Origin of the sequence: Micromonospora sp. WMMD730 (genome assembly GCF_049178955.1) — a bacterium.
Classification (GTDB): domain Bacteria; phylum Actinomycetota; class Actinomycetes; order Mycobacteriales; family Micromonosporaceae; genus Micromonospora; species Micromonospora wenchangensis.
The window spans coordinates 2,514,804-2,528,248 of the sequence record NZ_JBMHML010000002.1; the positions used below are offsets into that span (position 1 = coordinate 2,514,804).

Sequence of the window (13,445 nt, forward strand, 5' to 3'; positions counted from 1 at the left end):
GGCGTTGCTCCTTCTGCTGATCGGATGGGTTGGGCGGTGCTGCGTTCCGGGTGCCGGCTCACGGCCGGGACACCCCGGGCGGGGTGGCGGGTGCCGGCTCCGGCCCCCAGGTCCAGGCGACGACGTACCGGCGCGGCGGCAGGTCCTCGGGGTTGGCGACGTCACGGTGGCCGACCCGGTAGGCCCGACCACCGATCTCGACGGTCAGCCCCGAGTCGGTGGCCGAGTAGACCCGGAACCGGCGCGGCGAGCCGTCCAGCCCGGTCCCCTCGGCCTTGGCGACCGCCTCCTTGGCGGCCCAGAACCGGGTGAACCACAGCCGGCGGGCCTCGACGTTCCCGCCGGCCAGCGAGGCCAGCAGGGTCAACTCGGCCGGGGTGAGGGCGAAGGTGAGGGTGCTCTCCGGGTGGTCGGTGACCTCCGCGACGTCGATGCCGACGCCGGGGCCCCCGGGCACCGCGTCGGGTGCCCGGCGGCGGGCGATCGCCACCCCGATCTCCGCGCAGTGCGCCAGGGAGACGTCGCAGTCGCCGAGCCCCCGACCGGGCCGTCCGCGTACCCAGGGCCGGCCGTCCGGGTCGTTGCCGACGGTCAGCTCGATCGGGTAGATGTCGGTGTGGCCGTCCTCCCACAGCCGGGCCCGGACCGCGTCCTTGGCGGCGATCCGGCCCAGCATCCACTGCTTGCGGGTCTTGGCCGGCTGCCGCTCGTAGTCGGCGTAGGCGGCCCCGCCGAGGATGCCCCGGGCGGCCATGCCCCGGGTGACCAGGTCGGTCCAGCAGTCGAAGGCCATCGTCCAGCCCTCGGGCTGCAACAGCGACATCGGGTGCCGCTCGGGGAACCGCTCCGCGACCCGGGCCTGCGGGTGGCTGTCGAACCGGCGGTCCGTCGCGCCCTCGATCTCCGACCACACCCGCCCCTGGTAGCTGAGCTGGGTGTCGGCGACGAGTTTCCCGTCGTCGATGGCGCGGACCCGGGCGACGCACTCGAACGCCCGGCCGGCCGGCGGCGGCGGCCCGTAGAACCGCACCTGACCGAGCCCCACCGGCAGCGCCACCGTACGGAACGGCTGGGTGGTGATCAGCCAGTTGCCGATGAGCTGCAGGGCGTTGTCCAGCAGCGCCCCCGGTGGCACCGGCGCGGTGACGATGCCGCGTACGTGCATGTCGCCGAGCGCGTGCACCTCGGTCACGCCCTGGAACTGCGGCCCGTGGAACATCAGCCGCTCCGCGTACATCTCGGCGGCGCCGAGGGTCGGCGGGCGTTCGGTGGCCGGGTCGTGGGTCCAGACCGGCGGCGGCGTCGGGTACGCCGTGCCGACCTCGATCGTCGCCCGGGCGTACCCGGCGAAGGCGACCGAGTACCGGTTCGGGCCGGCGGTGCGGACCACGATCTCCACGTCGGTGGCCGGTTCGGCGATCAGCCACCTGTTGAACTTCGCGTCGTGCACCGCCACCACCGGGACGCCGGGCACGAGCTGCTCCACCGCCTCCATCATGTGCGCGACCAGGGCGGTCGCCGGCACCACCGGCCACCGGTCCTCCGGGTCCGGCCAGTCGTCGGGCTGCACGAAGAAGCAGTGGTCCAGCAGGTACGGCATGGTGTCCAGGGAGATCCGCCGGATGATCCGGCCGACCTCCGTACCGGCCGCGCCGGTCGGGCGGGCCGCCGCGGGCGGCGTCGCCGCCGGGGTGACGGTCGGCTTCGCCAGCGGCGCGGTGGGGGCCGCCGCCCTGGCGGGAGCAGCCGGCGTGACGGGGGCGGCCGGCGCGGCGGGCCGCGCCGGGGTCGCGGTGCCGGCGGTGGCCGTGCCCCGGGTGTTCTCCTTCAGCAGGGCGGCGAGTTCGGCCGCCGCGCTGGAACCGCCGGCGAGCCGGTGCAGCGCGTCCAGCGCGGCCGCCGGGTCACCGGACGGCGCGGCGGGCTTCGCCACCCCGGGCTGCCCGGTTACCCGCGCGGCGGGCGCCGGCGTCGCGGCCGGCGCAGCGGTCGCCGTCGGCACGGGGGCCGGGGCGACAGCCGTCCCCGGCACGGGGGCCGGGGCGACAGCCATCCCCGGCACGGGGGTCGGCGCGACGGTCGCGGTCGGCACGGGGGCCGGCGCGACGGCGGGCGTCGGCAGCACCGCCGGCCGGGTCACCGGCGGCGCTGCCGCGGCCGGGGTCGATCCGGGCCGGCCGGTCCCGGCGGCGACCGGACGGGCGACGCCGTCGCCGACGCCCGGCGTGGCCGCCGAGCCGTCGGCCACGGTGACCCCGAGCAGGCCGGCGGCGTCCGCGCCGAGGCGGACCAGCGGCCCACCGAGGTCGAGCTTCACCCGGGGCCCACGCCGCGCGGCCTTCGCCGGGCCGTCCGCACCGGCCGTGGCCGGGCTACGGCCGGAGGTGGCCGCCGGTGCGGCGGTGCCCCGCGGGGACAGCGCCCCCAGGTCCGGCGACGCCCCCTCCACCCACAGGGCGGTGGCGACCCGGCGCAACTGGTTCAACCCGCTGCGGTGCGCGGTGTTCACCGGCATCGCCAGGTGCTCGCGCCCGCGCAGGTTGTCCCCGACCAGCGAGGCGAGCTGCCCCGCGCCGACCTGGAGGAACACCCGGAACCCGGCGGCGTACATGGCCTCGACGGTCTGCCGGAACCAGACCGGCTCCATCATGTGCCGGACGAAGATCCGGTTGACCTCCTCCTCGTCGGCGGGGAACGGCGCGTGCAGGGTCGCCGACCACACCGGCATCCGGGTCGGGTGCACCTCCCAGCGGCCCAGGGCGGCACCGATCGAGGTGAGCCCGTCGGCGAAGGCGGGGGTGTGGAACGCCGAGCGGAACGGCAGCTTCTGGCACAGGATGTTGCGGGTACGCAGCGCCTCGACGAGGCGGTCGACCTGCGGCTCAGGGCCGTTGACCACCGACTGGGCCGGGGCGTTGTCGTGCGACAGCACCACCCCCGGGTAGTCGCCGAGCAGCGGGGCGACCCGGTCCGCGCCGGCCCCGACGGCCGCGAAGACGTACCCGGAGACCTCCACCGAGTCGGCGTTGAACAGGTCGAGGAACTCGTCCATCGCGGCGGTGCTGATCTGGCCGCTGACCGCGGCGGCGGTCCACTCGCCGATGCTGTGCCCGGCGACCGCGTCGGGCCGTACCTTCATCCGGGCCAGCGCCGTGTCGAGCAGCTTGCCCACCTCGATCAGGCCGGCGCCGTGCCGGCCCAGGTCGGCGGCGGACCACTCGCGGTCCGGCAGACCGAAGTGGGCGGCCAGGTCGGCGGTGCGGGGGGAGAACTCCGCCTCCAGGCCGGGGAAGACGAAGGCGAGCTTGCCCGCCCCCGGGCCGAGCAGCGGCTGCGGGCTGAACCAGATGTCCCGCCCGCCCCGCCACGCCTGCCCCCGGGCCACCGTCTTGCGGGCCACCGCGAGCAGCTTGTCCGTCGGGTTGACGATGCCCAGCCGGGTCTGCGGCGGGGCGTCCCCACCGGAGCGGGCGGCCAGCTCGACGCCGATGCGGCGTACCTCCTGGTCGTCGCGGTCCAGCAGGTCGGCGAGCCCGGCCGGATCCGACGCGGCCAGCCAGAGCACCTGGTCCGGCTCGTCGACCACGGCCCGCCCGGCGGCCGGGGCGGTCAGCCCCACCACCGGCTCACCCACCGACACCGGGGCCTGCTCGATGATCAGGTGGGCGTTGATCCCGCCGAACCCGAACGCGTTGACGCCGGCCCGGCGCGGGCCGTCGCTCTCCCACGGCCGGGCGGTGTCGATCGGCGCGAACCGGGTCGCCGCCATCTCCTTGCGCGGCGTCTCGCAGTGCAGGGTGGGCGGCAGCACCCCCCGGTGCACCGCGAGCGCGGCCTTGATCAGGCCGGCCACGCCGGCGGCCGGCATGGTGTGCCCGATCATCGACTTCACCGAGCCGATCACCGGGCGCGGCCCACCGGTGTACGGGCCGAACACCTCCGCCACCGTGGTCAGCTCGGCGGCGTCCCCGGTCGGGGTGCCGGTGCCGTGCGCCTCCAGCAGCCCCAACGCGTCCGGGGCGGTCGGGTCGAGCCCGGCGGATTCCCAGGCCCGGCGGATCGCCAGCACCTGACCGGAGACCGCCGGGTTGAACATGCTCGCCGACTTGCCGTCGCTGGACACCCCGCTGCCCCGGATCACCGCGTAGACCCGGTCGCCGTCGCGCACCGCGTCGGCGTACCGCTTGAGCACCACCACGCCGGTGCCCTCACCGATCAGCAGCCCGTCGGCGGCGGCGTCGAACGGTCGGATCTCGCCCCGCCGCGACAACGCCCGGAGCTGGTTGAACACCGACCAGAAGCTGATGTCGTGCACGTGGTGCACGCCACCGGCGAGCACCGCGTCCAACCGGCCGTTGAGCAGTTCGGTGATGCCCTGGTCCACGGCGATCAGCGAGGAGGCGCAGGCGGCGTCGATGGTGTACGCCGGGCCGCGCAGGTCGAGCCGGTTGGCCACCCGGGAGGCGGCCAGGTTGGGCACCAGGCCGATCGTCCCCTCCGGCTGGTACGGCCCGAGCCGCTCGTCGAACTTCTTGCGCAGCAGCTCCAACCGGGCCGGGTCGACGTCGGGGATCAGCTCCCGCAGGATGCTGACCACCTGGCTGGACATCCGCACCCGCTGGGCGTAGCGGGCCTGGGCGGGGCTGAGGATGCCGCCCCGGCCGAGGATGACGCCGATCCGGTCGCGGGCCGGGAGCCGGTCGCCGCCGCCCGCGTCGTCGATCGCCGCGGCGGCCACCTCCAGCGTGATCAGCTGGTCCGGCTCGATGTCGCCCACCGAGGCGGGCATCACCCCGAACCGCAGCGGCTCGAAGGTGGCGAACTCGTCGACGAACCCGCCGCGCCGGCAGTACATCCGGTCGGCCCGGTGGGACTGCTCCGGGTCGTAGAACTCCTCGTCCCAGCGGTGGGTGGGGACGTCGGTGATCGCGTCGACCCCGCCGATCAGGTTGCGCCAGTAGCTCTCCAGGTCGCCGGCGGAGGGCATCAGGGCGGCCATCCCCACGATCGCGATCTGGCCGGGCGCAGCGGCGCCGTTGTTCATCGGTTCCTCCGACGGATGGGGCGGGTGGGGGCGGGACGGCTCATCGACACCCTCACCACCCGGAGGCGGTGTAGACGACCGAGGTGACCGACGCGTCGGCCCAGGCCAGCTCGCGCAGCAGGGCCAGCGCGCCCTCCTCCGGGTCGATCAGGCCGATGCCGCGCCGGGCGTACTCGCGGCTCAGTTCGGCGGTGACCATGCCGCCGTGGCCGACGCCGGGCGCCCACGGCCCCCAGTGGACGGTCACGGTGCGCACCCCGGTGCGGGCCGCGTACCGGGTGCCGATGGCGTCCAGGGCGTCGTTGGCCGCCGCGTAGTCGGCCTGCCCCCGGTTGCCGTAGGCGGCGGCGATGCTGCCGAAGAAGACCAGGAACCGCGGTGCGCCGGGCAGCGCGTCGAGGCCGGCCAGCAGCCCCCGGGCCCCGTCGACCTTGGTGTCGAAGACCCGGGTGAACGACGCCGGGTCCTTCTCGGCGATCAGCTTGTCCTCGATGATCCCGGCGGCGTAGACCACCCCGTCGAGGCGGCCGTACTCGGCGTGGATCGCGGCCAGCAGCGCGCGGGTCGCCGCCGCGTCCCGGACGTCGAGGGCGTGGTAGCGGACCTCGCCACCCAGCTCGGTCAGCTCGGCGATCGTCGCGGTCACCTCCCGGGCCGCCAGGACGGCCTGCGCGGTGCGGGAGATCTCGGCCGGCGAGGACAGCCCCCGCCGGGCCAGCACCCCGACCAGCGCGGCGCGGTCGGTGGCGGCGGCCAGCTCCGGGTCCTCCGGGCCGGACGGCAGCGGGGTACGGCCGACCAGTTCGATGCGGCAGCCGCTGGCCGAGGCGAGCGCCCGGGCGAACCACGGGGTGATCCCCCGCGCCCCACCGACCAGCACCACCACCGAGTCGCGTTCCAACCCGATCGCGGCGGCCTCGGACACCCCGTCGCCGGCCGGTCCGGCACCCCCGGCGGCCAGCGCGCCCAGCTCGACCGGGACCAAGTCGGCGACGTAGCGGTCGTCGCCACGCCGGGCGACCACCGGGGCGTCGGCGGCGGTGAGCAGTTCGTCGAGCAGCTGCCGGGCCAGCACCTCCGGCGTCGCCGCCGGGTCCACCGCCACGAACCGGGCGGTCAGCCCCGGGTACTCGCGGGCGATCGTGCGGAACAGGCCGGGCATGCCGTCGGCCGCGCCGGTGACGCCCTGCGCCCCGGCGGCGAGCAGCCAGCGCGGCCCGGTGGCCAGGGCCCGCTGCAGCAGCGGGAACACGGCGGGCAGCAGCGGCTCGTCGAGGTTGGTCAGCCCGTCGAGCACCAGCACGCCGTCGAAGCCCTGGTCGGCCTGCTCGCTGTCGAGGACCCCCAGCTGGCCGCCGGCGCCGTGCGCGCCGAGCAGCTCCGCCAGGTACGCCCCGACCGGTCCGCCCCCGGTGATCAGGAACCGCATCCCGGCGAGCGTGCCCGGGTCGACGCGCTGCCCGGGCTGGACGCTCTCCCGGGCGACCAGCCGCTTCGGCGCGATCCCCACCCCGACCTCGGTCGGCGCGGGCGACGCGGCGGGTGCGGCGGCCGGCGCGGCGACGCTCGCCGGCGGGGCGGCGGGCACGGCTGCCGGCGCGGCGACGGTCACCGTCGCGGTGACGGTGGTGTTCATCTTCTGGTCGAGCCAGGTGACCATGGCGCGGACGGTGCGGGCCTTGACGAGGTCTTCGAGTTCGCTTTCGTCGCCTTCGACGCTGAGGGAGAGGCGTTGGGCGACCTCGCCGGCGACCTCGGCGCGTTTGATGGAGTCGATGGAGAGGTCGGCTTCGAGGTCGAGGTCGAGTTCGATGAGGTCGACGGGGTAGCCGGTGCGCTCGCTGATCACGGTGAGGATCGCCTGCTGGAACTCCGCGAGGCTGGCCCCGGCGGGCGCGGCCACGGCGGCGGCAGGTGCGGCCGGTGCGGCCACGGCCGGTGCCACCGCCGGGGCGGGGGCGAGCGCCAGCGGGCCGGTCGTGCTGGCCGAGACGTGGACGGTGCCGCTCATCTTCTGGTCGAGCCAGGTGACCATGGCGCGGACGGTGCGGGCCTTGACGAGGTCTTCGAGTTCGCTTTCGTCGCCTTCGACGCTGAGGGAGAGGCGTTGGGCGACCTCGCCGGCGACCTCGGCGCGTTTGATGGAGTCGATGGAGAGGTCGGCTTCGAGGTCGAGGTCGGGCTCGATGAGGTCGACGGGGTAGCCGGTTCGCTCGCTGATCACCGCCAGGATCGCCTGCTGGAAGTCCGCGGCGGTGACGCCGATCTGGTCGCCTGAGGGCAGCGCGGCGGTCAGCGTGGCGGTGGTGGTGACGGTGCCGCTCATCTTGTCGTCGAGCCAGGTGACCATGGCGCGGACGGTGCGGGCCTTGACGAGGTCTTCGAGTTCGCTTTCGTCGCCTTCGACGCTGAGGGAGAGGCGTTGGGCGACCTCGCCGGCGACCTCGGCGCGTTTGATGGAGTCGATGGAGAGGTCGGCTTCGAGGTCGAGGTCGAGTTCGATGAGGTCGACGGGGTAGCCGGTGCGCTCGCTGATCACCGCCAGGATCGCCTGCTGGAACTCCGCGATGCCCGGCCCGGCCGGCGCGGCCACGAGGGCGACGGGAGCGGCGACCGGGGCGGCGGGGGCCGCCACCGGGGTGGGGGCCGCGACGGGCCCGCCGACCGCGGGGGAGACCGGCATGACGTCCGGGGTGACCGGCCGGGGCCGGGCGACCGTCGGCGCCGGGGCGATGGCCAGCGCCGTGCCGCCGTTCGACCCGGCCACGGTGGGGGCCGGGGCGGGGCGTGGGGCGACGGCGGGGGTCGGGGCCGGCGCGGGGGCGGCGGCGGGCAGCGACCGGGGGGCCGGGGCGGGCGTCGGCGTGGGTGCCGGGCCGGCGTACCCCTCGACCCGGTACGTCCCGGTGGGTTCCCCGGTCGGCCGGCCGCCTCCGTCACCGGGGTCACCGAGGAAGGCGAGCATCACGTCCCGCTGGGTGGCGATCATCTCCCGCGTCGTGCGCAGGTACTCGCTGAGCAGCTCGCCCCGGATGTCCCGGACGGCGGCCGGCGCGGGCTCGTCGACGGTCCGGACGTCCCGGACGGTCGACGGGGCGGGGCCGCTGACGGTGCCGGTGGCGGCGCCGGGGGTGGTGGCGGTGCCATTGGCAGGGGTCATCGACAACTCCTTGATCCGTCGGGGAGGGGTCATACCACCGGGAAGGCAGTTGCCGTGCTGGTCCCGGACGAGTTGGCCGTCGACCGTCCAGAGCGGACGACGGTTCGGTGCGGTGGTGGTGGCGCCGTCCGCGACCCGGCCGTGGAACAGCCAGTCGGTGCGGACCGGGGTGCCGGCGCAGGCGAGTTCGGCCACCGAGATCAGGAACCCGCGCAGGCCGTCGGCCGGGCCGCGTTCGCAGGCGACCGTCTGGTGCGGCCGGTCGCCGAGCACCGCCTGCACCAGCCGGCTGAGTACCTGGCCGGGGCCGACCTCGACGAAGAGGCGGGCGCCGGCGGCGTACATCGCCTCGATCTGCTCGACGAAGCGCACCGGCGCGCCGATCTGCTCGGCGAGGTGGTGGCGGACCTGGCCGGCGTCGCCGGAGTACGGGGCGGCGGTCAGGTTCGACCAGACCGGGATGCGCGGCTCGGTGATCGACCTTTCGGCGAGCACCTCGGCGAAGGTCTCCACCGCACCGGCCACCACCGGACTGTGGAAGGCGCAGGCCACCGGGATGGCGCGGGCCGACAGGCCGGCCTCCTTGAGCGCGACCACCGCCGACTGCACCTTCGCCGTCGGGCCGGAGACCACCACCTGCTGCGGGGCGTTCCGGTTGGCCAGCACCACCTCGCTGGTCAGGCCGGCCCCGGCGAGCACCTGGGCGACCTGCTCGGCGCTGGCGGCGACCGCCGCCATGGTGCCCGGGTCCTCGCCGCAGGCGTCGAGGATGGCCGCCGCCCGCTGCCGGCTCAGGTCGAGCAGGGTGGCCGCGTCGAACGCCCCGGCGACGCAGAGACCGACGAGTTCACCGTAGCTGTGACCGGCGGTCATGTCGGGTCGGACGCCGAGGCGGCGCAGCAGGTGGTCCACGGCGAGGCCACCGATGCCGAGCACCGGCTGGGCGGTACGGGTGTCGCGGACCCGGTCCTCCTGGGCGCGCCGGGAGTCCGGGTCGAACGCGGCCGGCGGGAAGAGCAGCTCCGCGGCGGGCTTGTCGAGTTCGAGGTAGTGCCGCAGCTCGGGGAAGGTGACGAAGAGTTCCCCGAGGGCGCCGGGGCGTTGGCTGCCCTGGCCGGGGAAGAGGAACGCCACCTGGCCGGGCCCGACCGGGTCGACCCCGGTCGGCTGGACCAGGCCCCGGGCCGGGTCGTGTTCGCCGGCCAGCGCCCGGTGCAGCAGGGTCTCCAGTTCGGCCAGGTCGCGGGCGACCACCGCGACCTGGGTCGTCCCGGGCCGGTTGGCGGCCTTGGCGGCGACCGACGCGGCCAGCTCGGCCAGCCGTCCCGGCCGGTTGCCGGTCCCGTCGGCGGCCAGGTTCTCCAGCAGCTGCCGGACGCCCTGGTGGGCGGCGGCCCGGTCGGTGCCCCGGAAGCAGAACAGCTCGGCCGGCCAGATCCGCTGCGCGTGCCGCGGCTCCGGCGCGTTGGCGTGGGCGCTGAGCACGACGTGGAAGTTGGTGCCGCCGAAGCCGAACGCGCTGACCCCGGCGATCCGCTCGGCGGCCGGCACGGGCCACGGGCGGGCCTCGGTGAAGAACGCGAACGGGCTCTGCTGCGGGTGCCAGGCCGGGTTGGGCCGTTCCAGGTGGATGGTGGGTGGGCGGATGCCGTGGTAGAGGGCGAGCGTCGCCTTGATCAGGCCGGCCAGCCCGGCGGCGCACTTGGTGTGCCCGATCTGGGACTTCACCGAGCCGAGCGCGCAGCTGCCCGGTTCGGCGCCGGCCTCGACGAACATCCGGGTCAGCGTCTCCAGTTCGGTGCGGTCGCCGACCACGGTGCCGGTGCCGTGCGCCTCCACCAGCCCGACCTCGCGGGGGGAGATGCCGGTGCGGTGGTAGGCCCGGTCCAGGGCCCGCCGCTGCCCGTCGGGGCGCGGCGCGGTCAGGCCGAGGGCCCGCCCGTCGCTGGCCCCGCCGAGCCCCTTGATCACGCCGTAGATCCGGTCACCGTCGCGTTCGGCGTCGGCCAGCCGCTTGAGTACGACGCACGCGACACCCTCGCCGAGGGCGATCCCGTCACCGGTGCTGTCGAAGGGGCGGGACCGGCCGGTGGGGGACAGCGCGTGCGCCGAGGTGAACATCAGGTAGTCGTTGACCCCGTTGTGCAGGTCGGCGCCGCCGCAGATCATCAGGTCGCTGTCGCCGGCGACCAGTTCCTTGCAGGCGGCGTCCATCGCGGCCAGCGACGAGGCGCAGGCCGCGTCGATGGTGTAGTTCGGTCCGCCCAGGTCGAGCCGGTTGGCGACCCGGCCGGCGATCACGTTGGCCAGCACGCCGGGGAAGCTGTCCTCGGTGACCGTGGGCAGCAGCTCCTGCATCTGCTCGGGCACCTCACCGAGGTACGCCGGGAGCATGGTGCGCAGGGTTTGCGCGTGGCCCATGTCGCTGCCGGCCTCCGCGCCGAAGACCACGCCGGTGCGGGCGTGGTCCGCGCCGGGTGCGTCGTACGGGTAGCCGGCGTCGACCAGCGCCCGGTGGGAGACCTCCAGGGCGAGCAACTGGGTCGGGTCGATGCTGCTCAATGCGGCCGGGGGGATGCCGTAGCCGATGGCGTCGAACGGGACCGGCTCGATGAACCCGCCCCACTTGGAGACGCTGATCCGGCCGGTCTGTCCCGGCCCGACCTCGGGGGCGTAGTAGTGCTCGGTGTCCCAGCGTTGCGCCGGGACCTCGGTGACGGTGTCGACGCCGCTGAGCACGGTGCGCCAGAAGCTGTCCAGGTCGGGGGAGCCGGGCAGCATGCAGGCCATCCCGACGATGGCGATGTCCAGCGGCGCGGGCGGTTCCTCGATCTCGACGGCCGGCGGTGTGAGTCGGGCCCGCAGCGCGTCGAGCCGGTCGGCGTGGAAGCCGCGTACCGCGGTGGTGACGTCGTCGTGCAGCTCGGCGACGGTGGTGGCACGGTCGCGCAGCACGGCCACCTGGCCGGCCATGAACAGCCCCTCGCTTGCCTGGACGCCCTCGTCGACGGTCTCGACGACGTCGCCGGAGCGGCGCAGGCCCTTGCTGGCGATCCGCAGCCGGCCGACGTTGAGCAGCTCCAGCTGCTCCCACACCTCGCGGTTCTCCGCCCCGGCACCCTCCAGTTGGGTGCGCAGCTGGTGGAAGTCGTCGACGAACGGGGTGTGCAGGCAGCGGGTGGCGTGCCCGGGAGCGGTCTCCAGCAGCGCCGTGTGCTCGGCGGTGAGCGCCTCACGCTGGAACAACGGCTGGACCGCGCCGTGGGTCACGGCCTCGGCGGTGAACAGGTAGGCGGTGCCCATCAGCACGCCGATCCGGGCACCCCGGCGGGCCAGCGGGGCGGCCATCGTGGCCACCATCGCCGCCGACCGGGCGTCGTGCACCCCACCGGCGAAGAAGATCTGTAGCTGGGCGCCGGCGGCGGGATCGGTGTCGAGGTGGTCGTCGAGGACCGCCAGCTGGGCCTCCCACAGCGGGAAGCTCGCCCGGGGTCCGACGTGCCCGCCGCATTCGGCGCCCTCGAAGATGAACTTGCGCGCGCCGGAGCGCAGGAACTGGCGCAGCAGGCCGGGGGAGGGCACGTGCAGGAAGGTGCTGATCCCCTGCTCCTCCAGGGCGCGGGCCTGCGGTGGGCGGCCACCGGCGATGATCGCGCAGGCGGGCCGGATCTCCCGGATGACCTCCAGTTGGGCGGCGCGCAGCTCCTCGGGGGCGAAACCGAGCACCCCGACACCCCACGGGCGGTCGCCGAGCTGGGCGGCGGTCTCGGTGAGCATCCGGCGGCACTGGTCGGCGGAGTTGAGGGCGAGCGCGATGAACGGCAACGCGCCGCCGTCGGCGACGGCGGCGGCGAAGGAGGCCTCGTCGCTGACCCGTGTCATCGGGCCCTGGGCGACGGGCACCCGTACCCCGAGGGCCTCGGCCAGTGGGGCGTGCGGCTGGAGCAGGTCGGCGGCGTCGGGGCCGTCGACGGCGTCGAGCATCGCCGCGCGCATGCCGCGTACGGCGGTGGCGGTGTCGGGCCAGCGGTCGGCGAAGGCCGCCGCCAGCCAGCCGTCCTGGCCGACCGGGAGCAGTTCGCTGTCGCCCTGGTGCGGGCCGCCCCGGCGGATGCCGCGTACGCCGTCGCGCAGCACGGTCTCCGAGCCGTCCATCCGCCGGATGACGGCCTGCACGTCGGCCGGCAGCTCCGACTCGGGCATCAGGGCGAGTTGGGTGTCCAGCACGACGCCGGCCGCGCCACCGACCAGGCAGGCCCCGGCGGTGCGCGGGCCGATCCCGCCGGCCACCCAGACCGGCAGGTCGAGGGTGTCGTCGGCGACGAGCTGCTGGAGCAGGACGAAGGAGCTGAGCTCGCCGACCCGGCCGCCGCCCTCCATTCCGCGGGCGATCAGTCCGTGCGCGCCGGCGGCCGCCGCGGCGTGGGCCTCCGCCCGGCTGGTCACCTCCACCAGCACCCGGTGGTGCCCGGTGATCTCGGCCAGCGGCCACGGGCTCGTCGGCTCGACCACGATCAGGTCCACCCGGCCGGCGGCGGCGCGGTCCACCTCGGCGGGGCTGGCCTGGCAGCCGGCCGGGACCCGGATGCCGATCGGGGCGGACGACCAGCTCGCGGCGCGGGCGAGCGCCCGCAGCGACCAGTCGTCGCCGGTGGCCAGGTCGATGATGCCGCGTCCACCACCGGCTGCGGCGGCGGCCGTGATCCGTGGGCCGGGTTCCAGGACGCCGACGGGGTTGACGACCAGGATCAGGTCACGTGTGTACGGTGCGCTACTCATCGGGCTCCCACTTCGGTCGCGACGGATCGCGTGCTGACTAGGGGATTTGCCGGCAGTGGGCCGGCGAGCGCGTGCTGATTTGCCACAGTGAATGTCGCGCTGCGTCACAATCTAACGTCGCCTAGTTACAGCCCGGTTAAATTCGCCGATCATCGGGCGTGGGATGAAGATTTCCTACCAAGGCTACCGGATATGCCGTCGGGTTAACCAGGCACGATGTTCTTCGATGCGACCCTGCTGCCACCAGATCGTGCCATCGATGCTTGTCCGGTCATTTGCAGTTTTATTTCCAAACTGTTTTCTGGTGACCCGCGTAGTCCCTGGTAGTGGAGATCGGAGCTTCCCGTATCCCACTATGTGGAACAGGTCTTGCCATCGATTGCCGTATACATCAAAGATCCGTATCGGTATTCATGCCGTCATTACCCATAGATTAGCTATGGCATTCGTGAGGCGAGGTGG

2 protein-coding genes are annotated in these 13,445 nt (G+C 74.7%); both read right to left on the reverse strand.

Translation table 11 applies throughout. The annotated features are described in order from the left end of the window. Positions 1-58 precede the first annotated feature (58 nt). Complete coding sequence (locus tag ACN265_RS11115) at positions 59-5,044, reverse strand: beta-ketoacyl synthase N-terminal-like domain-containing protein (RefSeq protein ID WP_421407230.1); 4,986 nt, start codon at positions 5,042-5,044, stop codon at positions 59-61. A gap of 52 nt (positions 5,045-5,096) precedes the next feature. Beyond that, complete coding sequence (locus ACN265_RS11120) at positions 5,097-12,983, reverse strand: SDR family NAD(P)-dependent oxidoreductase (protein ID WP_421407232.1); 7,887 nt, start codon at positions 12,981-12,983, stop codon at positions 5,097-5,099. Positions 12,984-13,445 lie beyond the last annotated feature (462 nt).